The following is a 22,427-nucleotide window of genomic DNA, read 5'->3' on the forward strand; positions in this document are numbered from 1 at the left end:
CGACCGAGGAGCGACCGTGACCGACCTGGCGTCCATGTCCCTGCAGCAGGGGATCGCCCGGGATCTCCAGGTGAGCGCGACTTTCGAGGTAGGGCAGGAGATCGAGCGACGGGTGGCCTTCCTCGCCGATCAGCTGACCTCCACGGGCCTGCGCTCGCTGGTTCTCGGCATCAGCGGCGGGGTGGACTCCATGACCGCGGGACGGCTGTGCCAGCTCGCGGCCGAGCGGGTCAGGGCCGCCGGGGGCGAGGCGACGTTCTTCGCGATGCGGTTGCCGTACGGCGCCCAGGCCGACGAGAAGGACGCGCAGCTCGCGCTGGAGTTCATCCGGCCCGACCAGGTCCTGACGGTCGATGTGAGGTCCGCGGCCGACGCCGCGCTGGAGGCGCTGCTGGCCGGCGGCATGGTCTTCCGCGACGACCATCAGCAGGACTTCGTGCACGGCAACATCAAGGCCCGGCAGCGCATGATCGCCCAGTACGCGGTGGCGGGGGCGCACGCGGGCCTGGTGGTGGGCACCGACCACGCCGCCGAGGCGGTCTCCGGCTTCTTCACCAAGTTCGGCGACGGCGCGGCCGACGTGGTCCCGCTCACCGGCCTGACCAAGCGGCGCGTACGGGCCATGGCGGAGGCCCTGGGCGCGCCGTCCGCGCTGGTCTGGAAGACCCCGACCGCGGACCTGGAGACCCTGAACCCGGGCAAGCCGGATGAGGAGACGCTCGGCGTCACCTACGACGACATCGACGACTTCCTGGAGGGCAAGCCGGTCGACGAGGCCGCCTTCGCGGCCATCGCCGCCCGCTACCGGCTCACCGAGCACAAGCGGCAGCCGCCGATCGCCCCCTGAACGGCCCGCTGCTGACCGGCGATCGGGGGGGCGGGGTGGCGGTCCGTCTCACCCGCCCAGCTGCCGACCCGTCCGAGGTCGGGCGTGCTCATCGGTCCTGCCGCGCGCTGTCCTGCCGCGTGGCGTCCTGCGCGGCCAGGAAGTTGCTGATCTGGGCCGCTCCGGTGCGGGCCAGCCAGGTGGGCAGGTCCATCAGGCCGGGGTGCAGGGCGCGGGTGAAGGCGACGTCGGCGCGGTAGCCGCGCTCGTTGAGCCAGATGTAGGAGTAGGCGAACTCCACGCCGAACTCGGCGATCGTCTCGACGGGGGTCTGGACGTAGGGCAGTGACAGTCCGACGGCCTCGGAGATGGCGGCGGCGATCTGTACGGGGGTCAGTTCGTCCCCGGCCAGGTCGACGGAGCGGCCGATCCACTCCTGCGGCCGGGCGAACGCCAGCGCGGTGAACGCCCCGACGTCGTCCACAGCCATGATCTGCTGCGGCACGTCCGCCGCGAAGGCGGCGGCCACGGTGCCGCCGTGCAGGTGGTAGGGGCCGGTGTAGTTCTCCATGAAGGAGACGGGGCGCAGGAAGGTCGCCGGCAGGCCCAGCCGGGTGATGTGCTGTTCGATGCGCCATTTGTTCACCACGTTCTGCGGCAGCTTCTCGGTGTTGTGGCGGCCGGCGCCGGCGACCGAGGTGTAGACCAGGTGCCGCACATCGGCGGCGTGGGCCGCGTCGGCGACGTTGCGGCCCCAGCGGACCTCGTCGTCGGCGCTGAAGCCCGGCGCGGTGCCGGGGGAGCCGACGGTGGGCTGCACGCTGAAGACGCCGTGGGCGCCTTCGGCTGCGGCGACGAGCGAGGCGACGTCGTCCATCTCGGCTCTGACGAGCTCCGCGCCCGCCTGCGCCAGCGTCCGGGCCGCGGGGGAGTTCGCGTCGCGCGTCACCGCGCGCACCCGCCAGCCCTCGGCCAGCAGACGCGCCGTCACGGCACGGCCCTGCAGGCCGGTCGCCCCCACCACCACGATGGTCTTCACGATGTGTCTCCATTCGGTAGGCATGCGGAGGCCACCCGCTTAAATGGGGTGGCCCTCCGGTTCTGGTCGAGTACGATATGGAGGGCCACCCCGTTTTGCAAGTTCGCCGCGTGGGTCAGCTCGGTGACCAGGGGAGCCGTGCCGTCGTCGCATGAGGCGGAAAGCCTGTGTTTACCGCTGCTCGACGTCGTGTCATCATGCGCTCACCGTCTGCCGATGGGAGCGCAGTGATTCGCGACTTACTGACCGTTCTGCGGTGTGCCCGGCCGGCGATCGCCCTCCCCATCGCGCTCAAGGACGCCGTCGCCTGCGCCCCCGCCGCCGTGCGCGACTTCGAGCGGGCCGTGGAGCCGATCGTCCGCGGCGTGTTGTGCGAGCCCGAGCGGGCGGCGATGATCGCCTCCCTGCGCGGCACCGCGCTGACCTTCAACGTCGGCATCCACGCCTACGCCAGGATGGCGGGCCGGCCCTGCGACGGCGAGCTGGTCATGCTCGCCGGATCGGTCGCGCGGCTCTACGACGACATGATCGACAACGGCGGCGACGCGGAGATCGACGCGTGGGTGGCGTCCCTGTTCAAGGCGGACGGGCTCAAAGCCGACGGGTTCGAGGCGGACGGGTTCGAGGGCGACGGGTTCGAGGGCGACGGATTCGAGGGCGACGGGTTCGAGGGCGACGGGTTCAAGGGCGACGGGCGTCCCGTGCCCCGCGATCAACACCGGCGCCTGCTGGCCGCGCTCTACGCCGAGATCCGCCGCCGTGCTCCCGGCGAGCTCTGGCACACCGCGCTGCTCGAACTGCACGACTACCAGGTGCTCTCCCGCCGCCAGCGTGATCCCGCCACCCCGGCGGCACAGCTCGGCAAGATCGCTCGGGGGAAGGGTGGCCTGGCGTGCGTCGTGCTGTTCGGGATGGTGCACCCGGACATGAGCGTGGTGCAGCGCGACGCGGTCATGGAGGCGGGCGAGGCGCTGCAGCTCCTGGACGACTACCTCGACCAGGACGCCGATCTCCGCGACGGCATCGGCACCCCGCTCAATCGGGGCGAGGTGAGCCTGGCCGAGGTGGGCGCCCGGCTGCGGGCCCTGCGGCCCCGGCTGGCCGCCTGCTACGGGCGAGCCGCCGCCCGGCCCTTCGCCGCGACGCTCCTCCTCGTCCTGGTGGCTGACGTGCTCAAACGCCACCGGCGCGGACGCGGCAGGACGACGACCGACACCCCGCTGGGGCTGCTGCTGGCCGGCGGCACCCACGCCATCCCCCCGAAGAGGGCCTCATAGATGCGCAAGCTGCAGACGGCGGTTCTCGTCATCCTCCCGCTGGCGTTCGTCCTCCTGGCGGTCGTACGGCTGGCGGTGGGCGGGTGGTCGAACGTCGAGGCGGTCATCGCCGCCGCCGCCCTCGTCGTCGCCTACATCGGCACGCTGCGTGGCGCCCGGCCCCCGAACGACCCCTCCGACCTGGCCGACAGGCTGGCCGACGAGATCATGAAGGCGGCCCGGCGGGAGGCCGGCAACCGCGACGTCCCCGACAGCCGTGGCATCCCGATCCGGTGTGAGTCCGGCGGCGAGCTGCCCGGGACGATCGAGGAACTGGCCGACCACCTCCTCGCCATGAAAGGACGGGTGGTGGTGACAGGGGAGCGGGGCTCGGGCAAGACCACGCTCGGCCTGCTCCTGGCGCTGCGCATGTCCTCGGTGCAGCACCGGCCGATCCCGGTCACGCTGCCGCTGTCGTCGTGGGAGCCACGGCTGGCCCTGCGCGAGTGGGTGGCGCTGCGGCTGGTCACCGAGTTCCCGTTCCTGCGGGAGACTCCGCTCGCGTTGGAACGGCTGATCAGGAGCGGCAGCCTGCTGGCCGTGTTCGACGGCTTCGACGAGGTGCCGCCCGCGCGCCGCGCCGACGTGGTCAGGGCCATCGACGAGGACTGGTCCGGCTCGCCGTACGTGCTGACCAGCCGCGTCGAGGCGTACACCGGCCCCGTCACCCGCAGGCTCGCCGGAACGCCGGTGGCGCGGCTGCTGCCGGTGGACGGCGCGGGGGCCGCCGGATACCTGGAGTCGCGCTGGGGCGACGTGCCCGCGGCCGCCGCACTGGTCGCCCGGCTGCGCGCGGAGCCGCGGGGGCCGCTGGCCGAGGCCCTCGACACCCCGTTGATGATCTTCCTGGCGGCCCGCACCTGCGAGAGCGGTCACTCCCCGCGCGTCGACGGCACCGCCGTACGGATCCGGCAGGGCCTGGTGGCGGGGTTCGTGCCGGCCGTCTACCGGCCGGAACCGGAGGGCGACCAGCGGTGGAGCCCCGACGAGGCGGCCCGCCACCTCCGGTTCCTGGCCGAGTTCCTGCGCCGCCGGGGGACCGGCGACCTGGCCTGGTGGGAGCTGCACCAGGCGCTGCCGCGCGCGGTGGTCCCCACCGTCCAGACCGTGCTCGGGATGGCCATCTTCGTGCCGCTCTGCACGGCCGTGACCGTGCTGTTCGGGCTGGGAGCGGTCGGCTGGTGGTTCGGCCTGGCGATCGGGCTGGCCGGTGGCCTCACGGTGTCGCTGGCCAAGCAGCACTACCCGCGTGAGGCGGGGCCGAAGCTGCGCAAGACACTGACCCGGCGCTACCTGCTGCGCCGCCTCGGCCAGGGCCTGGTGTGCGTGACGCCTGGCATGGTGATCGTCCTGGTGCTGTACGACGGGGTGACGTACGCCCTCACCGAGGGCGCGGTGTTCCTGGTCGGCTTCCTGGCCGCCTCCCTTGCCCTGGCCCCGGCCAACGCCGACAAGGCCGGCACACCCGACGGCTTCCTGCGCAACGACCGGGCGGCCGTGCTGCTGGCCTTCACCGCGGGCGGCCTGGTCGGGCTCGCCGTGGGTGCCTACCTCGGCTGGTGGATGGAGACCGGGCTACGGGTCAGGGACCACGTGTGGCTGCTCACCCTCGGCCGGTGGCCGCAGACGCTCATCGGCGCCACCTGCGGCGCGGTGCTCGGCGCGGTCGGGTTCGGCGTCACGATGATGGCGCCGAGCGCCTGGGGACGGTTCATCGACGTCCGGCTGTGGTTCGCGTGGCGGCGGGCGCTGCCGCTACGGCTGATGACGTTCCTGCACGACGCCTACGAGCGCGGAGTGCTCCGCCGTACCGGGCCCTACTACCAGTTCAGGCACGAGCTGCTGCAGGATCAGGCCGCAGCGGGGCCGCGACCGCCGGCGTCAGGAGCACCCGCCCCGCCAGCGACCAGACCGTGACCCGGCCGCTCGCGCCGATGACGTAGCTCGCCTCGGGGAAGCGCACGCGGCCGCTGTCCGGCGGGAAGGCCGCGTGCCGTATCTCCAGCTCCGCGCGCGTGCGGCGGACCCGCTCGACCGCGACCCGGCCTCCCGCGGCCGGCCGGTAGCCGAACTCCAGGATCACCTCCGCGCCGGGCGCGGCCCGCTTCAGCGCCGCCACGTCGCCGGCCCTGGTCAGGTCGCAGACCCGGCCGGCGACCGTGCAGCGCAGGATGTCGAAGCCGTGCCCGCGCAGGACCCTCGTCTGCGCGGCCAGCCAGGCGGGCTCGAACCGGCACTGGGCTCGCGACAACCGCCGCAGCGCCACGACCCGCGCCACCACGTATCCCGCGGTCAGCCAGGTGGCCGCGGAGAAGGCGGGATGCGGGGTGAAGGTCGCCGCCAGCGCGAGCCCGGCGGTGAGCACCGCCCAGCCGACCGTCGCCGCGGATGCCCGCTCAGGCGCCGGCCAGGCCAGGGCTCGCCGGACCACCACCGGCACCCCCGACAACGGCACCAGCGGGACCGGCAGGTCAGGGCGGCAGTATTCGGGCCCGTAGGTAACCGGCATCTTGCCAGTATCACCCGAGACGCCGCCCGGCGTTACCGACCGGCCGGCCGATCCGGCACGCCACCCGCGGCCGGACCACCCGCCTGGGTCTCACGGCGCCTGGAACCAGGCCTTGACCTGGCCCATCACCCGGCCCGATACAGGGTCGTCCGGCAGGTAGACGCGTAACTGGCCGCGCCCGCCCAGCCTGCCGAAGTCCTTGGTGACCGCGGTCATGTACCCGTCCTTCGTGAGGTGGATGTCGGAGTCGGCGGCGATCACCACGCGCCCGGTGAGCCGGGCGACGTCCAGCGCGTACCGGCCGGCGCCGACATTGCAGTTGGCGAGCAGGATGACGTGGTGGTGCGGCTCAAGCCCGGGACTGTTCATCAGCAGCGCCGCCATCTGCCGGGCGTCCAGGGCCTCCTCGCCGATCAGGTTGCCCTCCTCCGTGCCGTGCCCGTCGACGTAGAAGGCGCCCTCGATCGGCTTGACGTTGCGGGCAGACTCGGCCAGGGCCCGGTCGTCCGGATGGAGGAGGTCGCGCAGCCACACGCCGGCGGGTGTCTGCTCGACGTGCTCCTTGAGGTGGTGACGCAGCTCGGCGGTGAGCGGCGGCTTCGCCCGCGTCACCGCGGTCGCGATCGAGTCGACGGCGCGGCCGTCGGGCACCTGCACGGCCAGCAGGTGCCGCTCGCCCGGAGACTCCTGTACGGCCAGCACCTTCAGCCGCAGCCCCGCCCGGAAGAGGGCGTGGGCGGGCTTGCCCGAGAGGGCGGAGACGTCGGCGTACTCGCTCGCCCTGATGGTCAGCCGCACGCTGCCGGGCTCCTCGCCCAGGTGGGTGGGGGAGTCGACGCCTTCGAGCAGCCCGTGGAAGACGATCTCGCTGCCGGCCCGGACGTCGTGCGGCAGCCAGTCGGCGGGCACGCGCGCGGAGACATGGCCGGAGGTGGTGGGCCGGCCGGCGAGCTCGGCGTCCGCCCTGTCGAGCATCGCCTCGGCGGCGGGGACGAGCGCGGGATCGTCGGCGCGTCCGACGGCCAGCTCGTTGACCTGACGCAGGTTGCCGCCCTCCAGGAGGTCCGGCAGCGCGGGCACGTGGTCGCCCGGCGGCCGCCACGGCACGTCGCGGAAGTCGGGCGCCAGCGGGGAGGGGTCGTGCAGCGGGCCCAGGTCGAGGACGGCGTGCGGGCCGGCGAGGCCGATCACCTGGAGGTGCTCCCGGTAGCGGTCGCCCAGCCCGTACCGCTCGAACTCCGGCCGCAGCGCCTCGTACCTGGCGCGCAGCGCGGCACTGTCGGCCTCGCTGAGCAGCGGCCCGGCGCGCAGAACCGCGTCGAGACGGGGATTCTGCCTGACCAGGTCCGCGGGCGGGTCGGAGTCGAGGAGCCGGGCGTGGAGGGCGCGCCTGTCCAGCTCCGGCCGGAGCGCGGGGGGCACGGCGCGCTCGTCCTCGGCCATGTGCCAGGGGTCGACGCGGTACTCGTAGACGACGGTGGGGGAGGCCCGGTAGGTGCCCGGGACGCCGTCCCTGATGGCGTGCTCCTCGTGGGCGCGCGCCTCGAACTCGTCGGCGTGGCTGATGCTGTCGAACTCGTGGCGGATGGCGCGGGTGCCGTCGTTGAACGTCACCACCTCGGTCCTGTTCGAGGTCAGCGGCACCAGCTCCGCGTCGCGAACACCGTTGGCCAGGGCGGCGCGCAGCTCGTCGCTGCCGTGCGTCTGGTAGACGGTCCCGTCGGCCGTCCGGTGGACCGCGGGGCCGTCGAGACCGAGGGCGCGCCGGGCCAGGGCGGCCTCCAGCGCCTCGTCGGCGGCCCTGCCGGTGAGCTCCAGCGCCTGGGAGCCGTCGCCGAAGGTGACGACGTGGCCGAGGTCGGACTCGCGGGTGGCGACGATGTCGTCGAGGTTGCCGGCCAGCCGCTGCGCGGCGTCCCTGAGGGGGCGGCCTGCGCCGGGCGGGGTGGTGTCCCTGAGCTGGGCGGCGACGTCGGCGACCTCCCGGCCCCTCTCGTCGAGCCGCTGCAGGGTGATCTCCGCCAGCGACTCGGAGGGGTCGGTCTTCAGGATGGACTCGGTGCTGACGGCGTGCTCGGCGACCTGCCGCAGCGTCGCGGTCAGCCGCGCGTGGACGTCGGCGAGGCCCGCGTCGCCGAAGTCCTCCGCCATCCTCGCCAGCGTGCTCCGGAGTGTCATGACGTCGGACGGCGCGAGCGGGTTGGGCGCCCACACTTCCTGGCCCGAGCCCAGGTCGCGGATGAAGTACGTGCTCAGCCTCCCCGTCGCGGCGGGCTCCGGCATGAGGGGCGGCTCTCCGGTCAGCGCCTCCAGCAGCGTCGGCTCGTCCCGTACGAGGGCGCCGAGCAGGCCGACGAGCACGCCGTCGCGGGTGGTGACGCTGTCCTGGACGTTCCACGCCTCGCCCTGCCACTGCGTCGGGCCGGTGCCGTCGTACACGGAGTCGATGAGCAGCCCGGCCTCGCCGACCGGGTGCGTGGCGGGCATCTTCAGCCCGAGCTCCTGGCCGAGCCGGGCGATCAGCATCTTGGCGTCCCTGGCCTGCGGCGAGGGCAGGTCGACGAGCATGGCGTGCGAGCCGTCGGTGAGGGTGACCCGGGCGCCGTCGGGCGTGGCCGGCTCCCAGGGGCCGACCGTCCCCTGGCCGGCCACCTGGCTGAACGCGTCCAGCGGCCGCCACGGGCCGGCGGCGGGCGCTCTCCGGCCCCAGTTGAGCAGGCCGTCGATCGAGCCGGGCCGCGGGCCGCGCAGGGTGGCGGCCTCTCCGGTGTGGTGCACGCCGGTGGCCACGCTCTCGAACGGGCCGCCCGGCGGGCGCGGCTCGAAGCGGTGCCACTGGCCGTCCAGCGGTCCCCGGTAGCCCTGGCCGCTGCCGTACGGCATGCCGTTGTCGGCGGCGAGCACCGCGCGGCCGGTGCGGTCGGCGAGGTCCTGCAGCAGCGGCGCGTCGTGGCGGGCGTGCGGCCCGAACAGCCGCAACGCGGCGTCCGGCTGCGCCGACAGCCGCCGGTCCTCGCGGAGCACGGCGGCCAGGTCGGCGGCGCTCACGTGGACGTCCCGGCCCGGGGTCAGGTGCGTGCCGGGCGGCACGTCGGCGGGGGGCTGCCGGAAGCCGCCGATGGAGAAGCCGTCGGAGTTCGCGCGGATGCCGACGTCGAAGTGGCCGGGCAGCGGCGGGCGGCGCCGCATGTCGCCGGTGACGCTCATGTCCGTGCTCTGAGGGTTGCGGAACCACAGCCCGGACCAGGTCTCCTCCTTGAAATGCCGGGCCAGGAAGTCCTGCCGCGCGGTGAGCGGCTGGTGGTGGGGCTGCCACGTGGCGCCGTCCGGGTGCGCGTGCGGCGAGGGCTCGTACCCGGCGAGCGCTGTGCGCGCATCGTGCGCCGTCCACGCCGCGGGAACGTGATCAGGCACGCCCGGCACGCCCGGCACGCCCGGCACGCCCGGCACGCCCGGGACGTGCGGCGTGCCGTCGGCGCCGCCCGGCCCGCCGGCGTGCGGGTTCCAGCTCGCCCAGTGCGCGTCAGCGGCGCCGACGGCTCCCGAGGTGACGCCCTTCAGCAGCCGCGTCAGGTCGAACGGCTCGTCGTCGAAGGCCTGCAGGGTCGCGTCGGTCAGGCCGCCCGCCACACCGGAGGCGAGCATGAAGTCCAGCAGCCGGCGCGGCGGGGCCAGCCAGGTGGTGCCCGTCAGGAACACGCCGTTGAGGGCGCCGCTGCCCATCGACGTCAGCACCTGGTTCCAGTCGATCTCGTCGCGCCGGCTCTGGGTGGCCTGCACGTACAGGTCCATCCCGCCCATCAGCCCGCCGAACAGCGCGATGTTGAACAGCAGCCGCTTGGCGAGCTGCTGGACGACCTGCCTGGTGAAGCGGGCGCGCAGCATCGCGGCGCTCAGCCCGTGGCCGGCCGTGGCGGGGTTGGCGATGACCGGCAGCAGGGTCGCGAGCTGGAAGATCAGCAGCCCGATCGACAGCTTGATCATCCGCTTGGTGTACTGGACCTGCACGCCGAGGTCGTTCAGCGAGAACGCCATCGCGGACAGGCGGACCAGCACCTCGGCCTGACGCCCGCCGACTCTCTTCGCGGTGCTCGTGATGAAGGCCCTGAACGCCTCGCCGTCCCAGGCGTCGGCGTCGGGAGGGCGGAGGCCGGTGCCGCCGGCGACCCGGTAGGCGGCGGTGACCAGCGCGTCGGCCAGCGCGAACAGCTTGGACTCCTCGGCCTGGGGCCAGTCCATGCCGACCGCCCACCCCACCCAGGGCCGCAGCCAAGCGGGTATCCCCCCGTCGAGCCACACCGGTCGTCAGGCCTCCGGGCGCTCCACCGCCTGGTAGCTCGCGGCGGTGAGGTTCAAGCCTCCGCCGACCCCGTCGAGGTCGTCGATGTAGGCGTGGAAGGCGGAGATCACGCCGTCGCGCATGGCCGGGTATTTCTTCTCCATCTCGGAGCCGTACTGGTCGCCGCCCATCGGCCGTCCGGCTTCGGCGAACGCCTCACGCACGTCGTGCAGCACGCCGCGGATGCGCTCGGCCTCCTGCGCCGAGACCTGCCCGGACCGCCTGATGGCATGGGGCGCCGCGGTGTAGCCGTCGCCCGTCATGCCCCTCTGACCTCACCCGTCACAGGAGCATCGTACAACTCGGCACAGAGCTCAGCTCCGCCTGCGGGCGGCCCGCCTGAGCTCGTCGAGGATCTCGAACTCCTCGGCCGTCAGATCGCCCGCCACGCTCAGGGTGCCCTCGGAGGTGTGCATGATGATCGGCTCGGGCCGCTCGTCCTGCTCCGGGAGGACCTCGAAGAGCGGAGGCCGCGGGTCGTCAGCGCTCATGCCCCGAACCTACCGTCCCGGCCGCGTCCCCCGGCGAACTGGCGCTTACGTCGGTCTTAGGTAGTTCGCTGCACTGTTGTCCCATTGCATACCTGTCGGGAGGACGAGATGACCCCTGGGCCGGACGGATTCAGCACCGCAGAGACCCTGGCGAACGAGCCGCCCAGCCGCCGCTTCCCCCGCTCCCTGCTGCTCGTCGCCACCACCTCGCTCGTCCTGGTCACGGGTGCCGGCGTGGCCGCCGCGGCGGCGCTGTCACCCGCCCCGTCACCGCCGCCGTCGGCGAGCCCGTCCGGTACGCCTTCCGACAGGGCGCCGGGCTGGAGACACAGGATGGGCATCGGCGGTCCGCCCATCCACGGCGAGTACGTCGTCCCCGACGGTGAGGGCACGTACGTGACCGTCGCCACCCAGTACGGCGACGTCACGTCCGTCGACCAGGACTCGGTCACCGTCAAGAGCGAGGACGGCTACACCAAGGAGTACGCCGTCGACGCCGACACCCGGATCAACCGCGGCGGCGGCATCGACACGGTCAAGACCGGGCAGAAGGTCATGGTCATGGCCAAGGTGGACGGCGGCACGGCCACTGCCGTCGCGATCCGCGACCGGACCCTGCGCGATCGGACCCTGCCCGACGGGCCCCCGCGCGACTGGCAGGGCCGGTTCGGCCGGGGAGAGCGCTGGCACCGGGGCGACCGGCCCGGACAGCCGCCCACCTCCTCGCCCTCGCCGACCGCCGCCCCCACGACGACCTCCTGACACCGCGCCGAACTGACACCACCCCCGAACTGACACCACCCCCGAACTGACACCACCCCCGAACTGACACCACCCCCGAACTGACACCACCCCCGAACTGACACCGGCCCCGGCGGCCCCGCCGGTCGTCCCCCGGGACTGGCGGGCGGGCGGCGGCGGCCCTAGGGTGGGCTCCTCAACAGCTGATCATGAAGAGGAGTTTGCCGATGCATGCCTTTCGGAAGGTGCTGCGGAAGGTCGCCGCGGTCGCCCTGGGCGCCGGTGTGCTGGCCGGATCCCTCGTGGCGTGGAGCGCCCCGGCGTCGGCCGGCGTGGCCTGCGGCGGGACGCGCATCGAGTCGCAACCCCTGAAGAACGTCTCCGGGACGACGATCGGCTGGCTCAACGTCTACTGGGACGGCACCAACAACTGCGCCGAGATGCAGTCCTCCGGGGCCACCTGGGGCAAGCGCAAGTGGATGGTCGCCGCGATCTCCTCCTGCCGCCTGTCCGACAAGGGCTCGACCTACTGCCACACCATCGACGACGACTCCAACTCCGGCAACTTCGAGTACTACGCCGGCCCCGCCCGCGTCAACGGCGCCGGCCGGTGCATCACGGCCTGGGGCGAGATCAGCGACCTGCCCGGCGACAACCACGTCTACCAGGTGCACACCAAGCCGTACGTCGGCCACTGCTGACCTACCGTCCCCGGCCGGCACGCGCGGCGTGCACGGCCGAGGCATGGTCGCGGACCAGGTCGTGGAGCCGGTAGCGGCCGGGGGCGGGCTCCTGCAGGAGATGCACGTCCGAGAGCTGGTCCAGCAGCCGTACCGCCTGCGGCGCGGTCGTCCGCAGCAGGGCGGCGGCCGCGTCGGCGCCGAAGTCCGTGCCGGCGCGCGAGCCCAGCAGCCGGTACGCGCGTCGTAGGCCGGGGGAGAGCCGCTCGTAGGACAGGTCGAGGGCGGCGGCCACGCTGTGCCGCCCGGCGGTCAGCTCGGCCAGCCGGTCGTCCGCCAGCCGGTCCAGCAGGTGCCGCACGCTCCAGGTGGGATGGGCCAGCAGCCGGACGGCGGCGATGCGGATGGCGAGGGGAAGCAGCCCGCAGCGCCGCACGACCTCGGCCAGGACGCTCGTCGGCGCGTCCGTCGCGGACCCGGCCATCCGGGTGAACAGGGCGACCGCCTTCGCCACCGGCAGGGTCTCCAGCGACAGGCTCCAGGTGTCGCTCAGGCAGCTCAGGCGGCGACGGCTGGTGACGATCACCCGGCAGTCCGGGCCGGCGGGCAGCAGCGGATGGATCTGGTGCTCGTCGGCGGCGTCGTCCAGCACGATCAGGACCTTGCGATCGGCCAGCACGCTGCGGTAGAGCGCGGCGCGGTCGTCGAGGTGCGCGGGGACGCGCTCGGCCGGGACGCCGAGCGCGTGGAGCACGCGGGCCAGGGCCGCCCCCGGTTCGACCGGTGCCGTCGCCGGGGCGTGGCCGTGCAGGCTCACGAAGAGCTGCCCGTCGGGACATCGCGAGGCGAGCCTGTGGGCGGCGTGAACGGCCAGTGCCGTCTTGCCCGCTCCGGCCATGCCGTCGATGGAGACGACCGTCGCCGTGTTCGGGCTCCGGTGACCCTCCACGATCGCCAGCTCGCGCCCTCGGCCCACCAGCGCCGTGACATCGGCGGGCAACTGCCGGGGAACGGTCGTCCCGGCCGGCGGGCCGGTCCCGGCGTGATCATCCGGTTCGGCGGGAGCCGGCCGGCCGCGCGTGACGGCGGCCAGCGTCGCCCGCTCCCGGCCGTCCAGTTCGAGCGCCTCCGCCAGCAGCACAACGGACCGGGTGCGAGGCTGCCGGAGGCCGCTGTTCTCCAGCCGGCGAACGGTCCGGACGTTGAGGCCGGCCCTGTCGGCGAGTTGCTCCTGGGTGAGCAATGCCCGCTCCCGCCACCCGCGCAGCAACGCTCCCGAAGACGGCTCGGCACCGGGATTCCGCGTGACTTCCGCCGGCGGGTGAAGGGACGACCAGCGTTCGACGGTCACGACACCTCCGATTTCCTGTGAAGAGCTGCCGGTGAAGACAGCGGGTCCATCGAAACCGTGTCTCCGCTGTTCAAGCCACAGGTCGGACGACATCGCACGAAATCGGACGGCACGCGGAGCGGACAATCACGATTGATCAGCATGGCCGTGGTTGGTCAGAATGAACGCCATGGGCGTGCGGGAGGACATCGGCCATCCCGGCCGTACGGAGGACGCGTGCCCCTACCAGGGCCTTGTGCCGTTCGAGACGGGCAAGGCCGGGCTGTTCTTCGGGCGCGCACGGGCGACGCACGGCCTCCTCGAACGCCTGGGACGGCGCTGGGACGGCCACGGGTCCATCCTGCTGGTCTCGGGCGCCTCCGGGGTGGGCAAGTCGTCGCTGTTGCGGGCGGGACTGATGCCGGCCCTGGCGCGCGGAAGGCTGCCGGTCGCCGGATCGGAGCGGTGGCCGCGCCTGCTCGTCACGCCGACCGCGAAGCCGTTCCGGGCGCTCGCCGAAGAGTGGACCCGGACGCTCGGCGGGCGCGTCGCAGCGGTGGACGAGCTGTTACGGGAGGATCCACGGCGGGCGCTGCCGGAGACTCTGCCGCCGGGCGGCCGGCTCGTCCTGGTGGTGGACCAGTTCGAGGAGCTGTTCACGCTGGTGACGGACGAGCAGGAGCGCCAGGCGTTCGTGAGAGCCCTGCACGCCATGGCCGAGGGCCCGCGGGGCGCCGGAGTGATCATCGGTGTGCGCGCGGACCACTGGGACCGCTGCGCCGCCTACCCGCAGCTCGCCGAGGCCATCCAGGACGGTCAGGTCGTCGTCGAGCCGATGACCGAGCCGGACCTGCGCCTCGCCATCACCGGCCCCGCGGCCGCGGCGGGCCTGGCGATCGAGCAGGGCCTGGTGGAGACCATCCTCGGCGAGCTGGGCGCCGGAGACCGTCTCGAGGCCGGGGCGCTGCCCCTGCTGTCGCAGGCTCTGCGCAACACCTGGGAGAGACGCGAGGACGGCACCCTGACCGTCCGGGGTTACGAGGAGTCCGGCCGGGTCCGCGACTCCGTGCGCCGTACGGCCGACGAGGTCCTCGCCCGGCTGTCGCCGGAGGATCGCAGGGCCGCGCTCAGGATGTTCCGGCGGATGACACTGGTCACCGCGGGAGGGCAGGTGGCGCGGCGCAGGGCCACGGCGGCGGAGATCCACGCCGCCACGGCGGCGCACACGCCCGAGCGGCGGGAGCGGGTCGAGGCGCTGCTGTCCGCGTTCGCCGGTCAGCGGCTGCTCACCCTGCACGAGGACACCGCCGAGATCGCCCACGACGCGCTCCTGACCGCCTGGCCCACCCTGCGGCAGTGGATCGAGCCCGACCTCGCCGCGCAGGCGGTGTACGACGGGGTCGTGGACGCCGCCGCGCAGTGGGCCGAGAACCACCGCGACCCCGCCTTCCTGTACCGGGGCGCCCGGCTGCTGGCCGTCCAGGACAGCCGTCCCCGCTGGGACCGCGACCCCGACAGCTTCCCGCCGCCCGGCCCCACCGCCGAGGCCTTCATCGCGGCGTCCACGCGCGAGGCCCGGCGAGCGGCCCGCCGCCGCCGGCTCGTCATGGCCGGTCTCGCGGTGCTGTCGGTGCTCGCCCTCCTCGCGGCCGGCGCCGCCGTCAACGCGGCGAACGACGCCGGCCGGCAACGCCGGCTGGCGCTCTCCCGCCTGCTGGCGGCGCAGAGCGAGGTCACCGGCGACCCCGCCCTGTCCTCGGTGCTGGCCGTGGCGGCGTGGCGGATCGCCCGCACCGAGCAGGCCCGCAACCGCGTGCTGTCCGCGGCGACCGGCACCGGCCGCGGCACCTTCAGCGGGGACACGAGAGGCCTCACGGCGCTGGCGTTCAGCCCCGACGGCTCGATCATCGCGACCGGCAGCGACGACGGCACCACGCGGCTCTGGGACACGGCGTCGCGGCGGCTGCTCGGCGCCCCGATCACCCTTCCGAAGTACGAGTGCTCAAGCGTCCACCTGGGCTTCAGCCCCGATGGCCGGACGCTGGCCACGGCGTGTTCCGGCACCGTCCGGTTCTACGACGTGGCCACCCGTCGCGAGGCCGACGCCCCGCTGAAGCCCCAGGCGGTCGCGACGGCGTTCGCGTACAACCCGGACGGGAAGACCTTCGCGACCGGGAACAGCAGAGGCGTCGTCCAGCAGTGGGACGTGGCCACGCACCGTCCGTACGGCGCTCCCATGGTCCATCCCCATGACGGGCCGGGCCTGTCACACCCCATCCACAGGGTGACGTACAGCCGGGACGGGAAGACCCTGGCCACCGCCGGCGACGACGGGACCGCGCGGCTCTGGGACAGCGCCACGTCCCGCCGGCTCGGCGCCCCCTTCACCGGGCACACGGCCCCCGTCACCGATGTCGCCATCAGCCCCGACGGCACCACCCTCGCGACCGTGAGCTGGGACCGCACCGGCCGGCTGTGGGACGTGGCCACCCGCAAGCAGACGGGCAGGCTCATTGACCGCACCGCCGGCTATGCCTCGATCGTCTTCAGCCCCGACGGCACCCGGATCGCCACCGGCGGGACCAGCGGCCGCACCGTCGTGTGGGACACGGCCAGCCGGCAACAGGTGCTCGCGCTCGCCGACAACGTCAGCAGTGTCGAGGGCGTGGCGTTCAGCCCGGACGGGAAGCTGCTCGCCGCCGCCGGCGGCGACGGCGTGGTACGGCTGGCCGACCCGCAGATCCACCAGCAGACCGGGACCCGCATGCCCGCGCAGGCGGCCGTCGCGCTGAGTCCCGACGGGCGGACCCTGGCCACTGGCGTGCCCGGCGAGAAGAACCCCGCGATCCAGCTGTGGGACGTGGCCACCCAGCGTCCCCTCGGCCCTCCGCTGACTCCCCGGGGTGTGCGCCGCCCGGTGTACCACCTCGAATTCACCCCCGACGGGCGGACACTCCTGACATCCCATCCGGACGGCCTGCGGCTCTGGGACGTCGCGAGCCGCCGTGAGACGGCCCATGACGCGACGCTGAAGGGCGTGGCCCGGATCAGCCCCGACGGCAGGTTCGTCGCCGTCGACCAGGACGACGCCATAGTGTTCTGGGATGTCGCGCGCCGCCGTGAGACCGGGCCGCGCATCCGCGTACCCGGCCACACCGACCTCGTCACGGCGATGGCGATCAGCCCCGACGGAGCGATCGTGGCCACCACGGGCTTCGACAACCGGGTACGGCTCTTCGACGTGGCCACCCGCCGCGAGACCGAGAACACGTCGATCGCGGGCGCGGGCGGATTCGTCAACGCCCTGGCGTTCAGCCCCGACGGACGGGAGCTGGCCATCACGGCCGCTGACGACAGCGTCCGGCTCTGGGACGTGACGCGCCGCCGCCCGGCGGGCATCGGCCTGATCGTCAAGGACGCCGTCACGAACACGCTCGCGTTCAGCCCGGACGGCGAAGTCCTCGCCACCGGCCTCACCAGCGGCGACGTGCAGCTGTGGGACCTGCGGACGTACCGGCGGCTCGGCGCACCGATGACCGGTCACACCGGCGGCGTGACCGCGGTCGCCTACAGCCGGGACGGGACGGTCGTCGCCTCGGTCGCGGACGACGGCACCGCCCGGCTGTGGAACGTCCGCACGCCCCCCGACCTGGTGGCCGCGGCGTGCGCCAACGCGGGCCGCTCCCTCACCCGCGACGAATGGGAGAACTACGTGGGGCGGGAAGAGGAGTACCGCCAGACGTGTCCGTGACCCACCCTGGACCCACCCTGGACCCACCACGGGGAGAGCGAGCATGTTCCTGCGAGGCTTACGCCGCCGGACCGGCCGGCCCGTCCCGGAACTGGTCGGGTTGTTCCGTTCCATCGTCGACGACGGCCGCCCGTTCCACCCGATCGCGTCCGACTTCCTGGAGCACTTCATGGACGGCGCGGGCGCCTCCAGGACGATGTCGCAGCGGTGGCTGCGCTCGTTCACAGTGATCAAGAAGGCCGAGCGCAGGAACCAGCGCCGCTTCGAACGGCAGCTGGCCCGGGAGGCGGGACTGCTGCGCGACGGCGCGTCCACCTGGCTGCGCGACCACTGGGACGCCCGGATCAACGCCTTCGTCGGCACGGAGCTGTTCTACGTCAGCAGGATGAGCCTGCTGCGCTCCCAGGGCTCGTTCGTCCTGACCCGCGACGGACAGGAGGTGCGGGTGTCCGGCACGGTCCGCCACCGCTGGTTCGACCCCTATGACTGGGATCGCGGCCGATGGGTCTACATCCCCCGGCACGGGTTCGTCCCCATCGCGGTCGGCCGGGAGCTGGTCGAGGCGGACGAGGCGCGCAACTTCCTGATGGAGTCACGCCACGTGCAGACCCTGGAGGGCCTGTGCCGGGACAGCCGGTGGCTGCGGTGCGGCAGGCTGAGCTGGCCGCGGCGCCGCAGGCTGAGGTTCGAGTGGTCGCTGGTGCGGACGGAGCGCCCATGACGGCGGATCGCCCCCGTCCGCCCGATCCCACCGAGGCCGGCAGCGCGGCGGAGTTCGTCCGCTCGCTGGTCCGGCTCAGACAGTGGGCGGGCGAGCCGTCGCTGAGCAGGCTGCGCTCCCTCGGCGGCCAGACGGCGGCCGCGGACGGAGCCGTGGTCGACACCCTGCCGAAGAGCACGACCTCGCACGTGCTCCGGCAGACCGGCAAGCTGCCGCGGTGGGACTTCGTGCGGGCCTTCGTCACCGCCTGCTTGCGCTCCTGCGACTTCCCGGTCGAGCTGATCCCCGGCGAGCTCGAACGCTGGCGGGCCGCCAGGACGGCCCTGGCCGAACCGGTCGCTCCTCCACCGCCCGCCGCGCCGGAGCCCGTCGCCCGGCCCGGACGGGATCACGCGGTCGAGCTGCTGGTGCGGCGCGTGGTCCGGGAGGAGGACAGGGCGCGTAAAGGACTGCTCGGGGGCTACACCCTCGCACCCGTCTCCTTCGGCCTGTACGCCGACGCGATCCACCGCGCCCCCGAGGAGACGCGCGACGACCTGCACTCGATCGGCCGCTTCTTCGACGGCCTGCCTTCGTCACGTCTGCTGGTGGTGGGGGAGTCGGGGGCGGGCAAGACGGTGCTCGCCATCGAGCTGGTGCTGCAACTGCTGGAGCCCGTTCTGGCCGCCGACGGACGACCCGGTCAGCCGCGAACGGTGCCGGTGCGCCTGAACGCGGCCCGATGGACCCTGGGCAGGCCGTTCGAGCCGTGGCTGGCCGAGCAGCTGGCGCAGGACTTCGGGCTCGCGGTCAAGGACGCGCTGCGGCTCGTACGGGACCGCCGAGTGCTGCCGGTGGTGGACGGGCTGGACGAGCTGGACCCCGAGCCGTCGACGGGCTCGCCTCGCCGGGCCATCGGGCTGCTGGCCGAGCTCAACCGGTACAGCGACCTGTCCGGGCGGCGGCCGGGGGCGGTCGTCGTGACCTGCCGAGCCGATCGGCACGCCGAGCTGTCCGAGGCCGGGGTCGGGCTCGACGACGCCGCCCGGATCCATCTGCACAACCTGACCACCGAACAGATCAGCACGTACCTGCACGCCCGCTGGCCGGACGGCCACCCCCGCGGAAGGCACCGCGACGGCATCCACGCGGCGCTGTCCGGACCGGCGGGCAAGGCCGTTCTGACCGCTCTCGCCACGCCGTGGCGGCTGCTGCTGACCGCGACCGCCGTGGAGTCCGGTGCCGACCCGGCCGAGTTGCTCGGCGCCGATCCGGACGCCGACCCCCATGAGGGAGCGGCGCGGATCGGCCGCAGGCTGCTGGAGGCGTACGTCCCGGCGGCGACCGGCCTCACGCCCCGCGCCGCCCACGGCACTCCGTACCAGCCCGGACAGGTGCGCGCGTGGCTGGAGCACCTGGCGGCCCACCTGCGGTGGCAGGCGGCCCGCACGGCCACGGCGGATCGGCCGCCGCCCGGCCTGACGGCGATCGACATCGTCCCCCACCTGCTGTGGCCGATCGGCGGGCGGCGCCTGATCCGGGCGTTGCACTGCCTGTGCTGCGTGATCCTCGCGGTCGTCGCCATGCTGGCCTTCTGGACGGGATCGGCGCTCGACAGCCCCGCTGACCTGCGCGACGGACTCGACCCGGAGCAGCTGCTCACCCTGGCGCTCATGGCGGGCTGGGTGGGCATCGCGACCGGCCTGTCGCTGTCGCCATGGCCGGCCGCCGCCGGTGGCCGCACCGACGTCCCGCGTGCGCGGCGCGTGGCCGGCGGCCTGCTCGGCGCCCTGGCCGGCGTACCCGTCGGGGTGCTCGGGGGCCTGGCCGGGCTGCTGCTGACCGGAGGGAGGATCTTCGGCCCCGCCTTCGCCGTCGCCGCCGGGGGGATCGGGGGGATGACGCTCGGGGCGGTCATCGGGCTGACCGCCGCCGGGCGGCGGGGAGCCGAGCGCATGACCGTGCCGGAGGCGGTCCGCGCCGAGCCCGTCACGCTGCTGGGCTTCGGACTGTGCGGCGCGCTCACCGGACTGGCGCCGTTGCGGCTGGCCCACGCCGGCCCGGTGCCGCTGGCCGTCGGCGTGAGCGGGGCCTTCGTGCTGGCCTTCGCGCTCGGGGTCGTCTTCAAGATCACCACCGGGGGCTGGAGCAAGGACGCGGAGCTGGCCCACCCCCGCGAGGCCCTCCACCGCAACCCCACCATCGGGCTGGCCTTCGGCCTCACCGGCGGTGTCGCCGCCTTCCTGGTGTTCGTGATGAACCAGGACGTCGTCGAGTCGCTGGTGTGCGCGCTCATCGGCGGCGTCACCTTCGGCCTGGCCTTCGGCGCGATCGCCTGGACCCGCACCATGATCGGCGTGGCCGTCGCGGCCGCGCGGGGCCTGCTTCCGCTGCGGCTGTGGACCTTCCTCGACTGGGCCTGCGAGGCGCGGCTGCTGCGCGTCAGCGGCGCCACGTACCAGTTCCGGCACCGCGAACTCCAGGACTTCCTCACCCCGCCCGCGAACGCCGACGACACGTGAGCCGTCGTGATGACCCGGTCAGGACCGGCGGACCGCGGAGACGTCGAACTCCGACTTCGACGGGTCGTCGCCGTCCAGGTACGCGCCGGGCGACGAACCCGATCCGCGTGCGGGCGGTGTCGAACACGTAGTCACCGGTCAGGCGAGCCGCCGACCTCACATTCCGGAGGGCTGTTCCGTCGATCTGGTGAGAGCAGCTGCGACAGAGGGAAAGTCGGCGACACCATGGGCACCACCGCATCCGGGCCGGGAGACGGCCGGTTCGATCCGAGCCTGAGCGCGATCATGGGCGAGCGGCGTCAGCTGATCAACGTCGCCTACCGGCTCCTCGGCTCACTGGCCGACGCCGAGGACGTCGTCCAGGAGACCTACACCCGCTGGTACGCCATGTCCGCGCAGGAGCAGGACGCCATCGAGTCTCCCGGCGGCTGGCTGACGACGGTCGCCGGCCGCATCTGCCTCGACCTGCTCGGCTCGGCACGGGCCCGGCGCGAGAGCTACGTGGGCGAATGGATTCCCGAGCCGCTGCCCGACCGTACGGAGTGGCTCAGCGGCCGGCCGGGCGGCGCCATGGCAGACCCGGCCGACCGGGTCACCCTGGACGAGTCGGTCAGCATGGCCTTCCTCGTCGTCCTCGAAGCGATGACCCCGGCCGAGCGCGTGGCGTTCGTCCTGCACGACGTCTTCCGCTACTCCTTCGCCGAGGTGGCGGAGATCGTCGGCCGTAGCCCGGCGGCCTGCCGCCAGCTGGCCTCCTCGGCCCGGCGTCGCATCCGCGAGTCGCAGGCTCCGGCGATCCCGCCCGCGCGCCAGGCCGGTCTCGTCCGGGACTTCAAGCAGGCATGGGAGGCCAAGGACATCAACGCCCTCATCGGCCTGCTGGCCCCGGACGCCACGGGGATCGCCGACGGCGGCGGCCTGGTCGCCGCCGTGCTGCACCCCGTCGAAGGCGGTGAGCAGATCGCGCGCTACCTGGTCGACATCGCCGCCAAGGCGCCCGGCCTGGCGATCCTGGAGCGCACGGTCAACGGCCGCCCCGGCCTGGTGGCCCAGGAGGACGGCGCCACCGTGCTGGTGATGGCGTTCGATGTCGCAGATGACCGGATCACGCGCCTCTGGGCGGTACGCAACCCCGACAAGCTCCGGCCCTGGACGACCGGCTGACCCACGCCGGCGAAACTGATGCGAAGGCGCCGCGCCGGTTCCGAAGTCGTGGGCGTGCCGCGGGACTTACACCAGCAGCCGGATCGACGGCGCCTCAGCGTCAACCGCGATCTCCGGCCGGGCCAGGACCTGCGCCGGCCCGCCCGCCACGGGGACGCGTTCGACGGTGTGCCCCGAGGCGTAGACCAGCGCGCTGCCGTCGGGGGTGTGGGCCACCGACTCGATCGGCCGGGCGCCCAGGGAGCTCTTGACGATCCGGGACGCGGCGCTGTCCGGGCCGGTGCCCAGGCGGGCGAGGTCGAGCAAGGCGATGGCCCGGCCCCCCAGCACGCAGGCGAGCGAGCGACCGTTCGGGGCCCAGGACAGGCCCGTCACCATGGAGTGGGTCAACGTCTTCCAGTCCCGGCGCCGGCCGGTGGCGACGTCGAGCACCGAGATCTTGGCGCCGCCTCCGATGAGCGGCGTGGCGTAGGCCAGCCGGGTGCCGTCGGCGCTGAGGGCGAGGTCGTGGACCGACGTGAGGTCGTCGGGGTCGGTCTGTGGGACAGCCACCGGCTTCTCGGGGCGCCCGTCGTCGCCGAGACGCACCAGGAAGAACCGGATTTCCGGATTCTTCGGTTCGGTCCAGCCGGCGATGGCGAACGTGCGGTTGTCCCGGGCGGCGGCCACGAGGTGCCAGGAGCTCGCAATGCCGGACGGCAGCGAGATGTTCGCGACGAACGCCCCGGTCCCGGCGTTGTGCACGGCGGGCGGCACCGGCGTGAAGACGCCGGTCTTGGAGTTCTCGGGAAAGTGGACGAGCGGAGTTCGCGCGGAGACGAGGAACCGAGGTCGGCCCGTAGGCGGCAGGGGTGTCCCGGTCGCCATGGGGTCGGCCAGGGAGGTCGCTATCGGGAACGGGTGCCGTACGGGGCCCGAGGACATCGTGACTCCTCCACCCCGTAAACGGGGTGGCTTCTCGCTACGCCGCGCGGGCGTCGCGGAGGACCAGCCCGGCCCTCTTGATGTTGCTCGCCGCG

At 73.6% G+C, this 22,427-nt stretch carries 16 protein-coding genes; 9 read left to right on the top strand and 7 right to left on the bottom strand.

Features of this window, described 5'->3' with window-relative positions:
- The first annotated feature begins 34 nt into the window (after nucleotides 1-34).
- Nucleotides 35-847, top strand: coding sequence for an ammonia-dependent NAD(+) synthetase (gene nadE / locus AB0H64_RS41180; RefSeq protein WP_357636366.1), 813 nt, complete (start codon nucleotides 35-37; stop codon nucleotides 845-847).
- Nucleotides 848-935: 88 nt separating this feature from the next.
- Here nadE and AB0H64_RS41185 read toward each other — a convergent pair whose 3' ends face one another.
- The gene (locus AB0H64_RS41185) at nucleotides 936-1,865 is read right to left on the bottom strand and encodes an NmrA/HSCARG family protein (protein WP_357636322.1); all 930 of its coding nucleotides are present in this window, start codon (nucleotides 1,863-1,865) and stop codon (nucleotides 936-938) included.
- A gap of 227 nt (nucleotides 1,866-2,092) precedes the next feature.
- Here AB0H64_RS41185 and AB0H64_RS41190 point away from each other — a divergent pair, with 227 nt between their 5' ends.
- Together AB0H64_RS41190 and AB0H64_RS41195 are read left to right on the top strand one after the other, a co-directional pair.
- Complete coding sequence (locus AB0H64_RS41190; protein WP_357636325.1) at nucleotides 2,093-3,142, top strand: hypothetical protein; 1,050 nt, start codon at nucleotides 2,093-2,095, stop codon at nucleotides 3,140-3,142.
- Nucleotides 3,143-5,098 carry a hypothetical protein gene (locus AB0H64_RS41195; RefSeq protein ID WP_357636328.1) on the top strand — a complete coding sequence of 652 codons (1,956 nt, stop codon included), beginning with the start codon at nucleotides 3,143-3,145 and terminating at the stop codon, nucleotides 5,096-5,098.
- Here AB0H64_RS41195 and AB0H64_RS41200 read toward each other — a convergent pair.
- From AB0H64_RS41200 to AB0H64_RS41215, 4 genes are all read right to left on the bottom strand, one after another.
- The gene (locus AB0H64_RS41200; protein WP_357636332.1) at nucleotides 5,010-5,690 is read right to left on the bottom strand and encodes a hypothetical protein; all 681 of its coding nucleotides are present in this window, start codon (nucleotides 5,688-5,690) and stop codon (nucleotides 5,010-5,012) included. The genes AB0H64_RS41195 and AB0H64_RS41200 overlap by 89 nt on opposite strands.
- Before the next feature lie 90 nt (nucleotides 5,691-5,780).
- Nucleotides 5,781-9,929 carry a hypothetical protein gene (locus AB0H64_RS41205; RefSeq protein ID WP_357636335.1) on the bottom strand — a complete coding sequence of 1,383 codons (4,149 nt, stop codon included), beginning with the start codon at nucleotides 9,927-9,929 and terminating at the stop codon, nucleotides 5,781-5,783.
- Nucleotides 9,930-9,995: 66 nt separating this feature from the next.
- Nucleotides 9,996-10,292 (bottom strand): hypothetical protein, encoded by a 297-nt coding sequence (locus tag AB0H64_RS41210; protein WP_357636338.1) that lies wholly within the window; start codon nucleotides 10,290-10,292, stop codon nucleotides 9,996-9,998.
- Nucleotides 10,293-10,343: 51 nt separating this feature from the next.
- On the bottom strand, nucleotides 10,344-10,520 hold the full coding sequence (locus AB0H64_RS41215; protein WP_357636341.1) for a hypothetical protein: 177 nt from the start codon (nucleotides 10,518-10,520) through the stop codon (nucleotides 10,344-10,346).
- Nucleotides 10,521-10,628: 108 nt separating this feature from the next.
- Between AB0H64_RS41215 and AB0H64_RS41220 the strand changes: the two genes are divergently transcribed.
- Complete coding sequence (locus AB0H64_RS41220; protein WP_357636344.1) at nucleotides 10,629-11,282, top strand: hypothetical protein; 654 nt, start codon at nucleotides 10,629-10,631, stop codon at nucleotides 11,280-11,282.
- A 206-nt stretch (nucleotides 11,283-11,488) separates the two neighbouring features.
- A complete protein-coding gene (locus AB0H64_RS41225) occupies nucleotides 11,489-11,962 on the top strand; it encodes a hypothetical protein (RefSeq protein ID WP_357636347.1) in 474 nt (157 codons plus the stop codon).
- 1 nt (nucleotide 11,963) lies between these two features.
- Here the strand turns inward: AB0H64_RS41225 and AB0H64_RS41230 are convergent, their stop codons facing one another.
- Nucleotides 11,964-13,385, bottom strand: a complete 1,422-nt coding sequence (locus AB0H64_RS41230; protein WP_357636349.1) for an NB-ARC domain-containing protein — start codon at nucleotides 13,383-13,385, stop codon at nucleotides 11,964-11,966.
- Between the two features lie 76 nt (nucleotides 13,386-13,461).
- On the opposite strand from AB0H64_RS41230, the gene AB0H64_RS41235 reads away from it, so the two are divergent.
- The 4 genes from AB0H64_RS41235 to sigJ all read left to right on the top strand — a co-directional run bounded on the left by AB0H64_RS41235 (nucleotide 13,462) and on the right by sigJ (nucleotide 21,408).
- Nucleotides 13,462-17,022, top strand: a complete 3,561-nt coding sequence (locus tag AB0H64_RS41235; protein WP_357636352.1) for an AAA family ATPase — start codon at nucleotides 13,462-13,464, stop codon at nucleotides 17,020-17,022.
- 43 nt (nucleotides 17,023-17,065) lie between these two features.
- Entirely contained in the window at nucleotides 17,066-17,743 is a 678-nt protein-coding gene (locus AB0H64_RS41240) for a hypothetical protein (RefSeq protein ID WP_357636356.1), read from the top strand.
- Nucleotides 17,740-20,244 (top strand): NACHT domain-containing protein, encoded by a 2,505-nt coding sequence (locus tag AB0H64_RS41245; RefSeq protein ID WP_357636358.1) that lies wholly within the window; start codon nucleotides 17,740-17,742, stop codon nucleotides 20,242-20,244. The genes AB0H64_RS41240 and AB0H64_RS41245 overlap by 4 nt, the downstream gene beginning before the upstream one ends.
- A 225-nt stretch (nucleotides 20,245-20,469) precedes the next feature.
- Nucleotides 20,470-21,408: an RNA polymerase sigma factor SigJ gene (gene sigJ, locus AB0H64_RS41250; RefSeq protein ID WP_357636361.1), complete on the top strand. Its 939-nt coding sequence runs from the start codon at nucleotides 20,470-20,472 to the stop codon at nucleotides 21,406-21,408.
- Between the two features lie 66 nt (nucleotides 21,409-21,474).
- Here sigJ and AB0H64_RS41255 read toward each other — a convergent pair whose 3' ends face one another.
- A complete protein-coding gene (locus tag AB0H64_RS41255; protein ID WP_357636364.1) occupies nucleotides 21,475-22,332 on the bottom strand; it encodes a hypothetical protein in 858 nt (285 codons plus the stop codon).
- Nucleotides 22,333-22,427 lie beyond the last annotated feature (95 nt).

The organism is Nonomuraea sp. NPDC050733, assembly GCF_040654215.1.
Lineage (GTDB): Bacteria > Actinomycetota > Actinomycetes > Streptosporangiales > Streptosporangiaceae > Nonomuraea.

Coding starts and splice junctions, on each gene's coding strand:
- nadE (WP_357636366.1), top strand. CDS start 35: ATGTCCCTGCAGCAGGGGATCGCCCGGGATCTCCAGGTGAGCGCGACT.
- AB0H64_RS41245 (WP_357636358.1), top strand. CDS start 17,740: ATGACGGCGGATCGCCCCCGTCCGCCCGATCCCACCGAGGCCGGCAGC.
- AB0H64_RS41210 (WP_357636338.1), bottom strand. CDS start 10,292: ATGACGGGCGACGGCTACACCGCGGCGCCCCATGCCATCAGGCGGTCC.
- AB0H64_RS41255 (WP_357636364.1), bottom strand. CDS start 22,332: ATGTCCTCGGGCCCCGTACGGCACCCGTTCCCGATAGCGACCTCCCTG.
- AB0H64_RS41205 (WP_357636335.1), bottom strand. CDS start 9,929: ATGGACTGGCCCCAGGCCGAGGAGTCCAAGCTGTTCGCGCTGGCCGAC.
- AB0H64_RS41230 (WP_357636349.1), bottom strand. CDS start 13,385: ATGTCGTCCGACCTGTGGCTTGAACAGCGGAGACACGGTTTCGATGGA.
- AB0H64_RS41215 (WP_357636341.1), bottom strand. CDS start 10,520: ATGAGCGCTGACGACCCGCGGCCTCCGCTCTTCGAGGTCCTCCCGGAG.
- sigJ (WP_357636361.1), top strand. CDS start 20,470: ATGGGCACCACCGCATCCGGGCCGGGAGACGGCCGGTTCGATCCGAGC.
- AB0H64_RS41200 (WP_357636332.1), bottom strand. CDS start 5,690: ATGCCGGTTACCTACGGGCCCGAATACTGCCGCCCTGACCTGCCGGTC.
- AB0H64_RS41235 (WP_357636352.1), top strand. CDS start 13,462: ATGGGCGTGCGGGAGGACATCGGCCATCCCGGCCGTACGGAGGACGCG.
- AB0H64_RS41240 (WP_357636356.1), top strand. CDS start 17,066: ATGTTCCTGCGAGGCTTACGCCGCCGGACCGGCCGGCCCGTCCCGGAA.
- AB0H64_RS41225 (WP_357636347.1), top strand. CDS start 11,489: ATGCATGCCTTTCGGAAGGTGCTGCGGAAGGTCGCCGCGGTCGCCCTG.
- AB0H64_RS41220 (WP_357636344.1), top strand. CDS start 10,629: ATGACCCCTGGGCCGGACGGATTCAGCACCGCAGAGACCCTGGCGAAC.
- AB0H64_RS41195 (WP_357636328.1), top strand. CDS start 3,143: ATGCGCAAGCTGCAGACGGCGGTTCTCGTCATCCTCCCGCTGGCGTTC.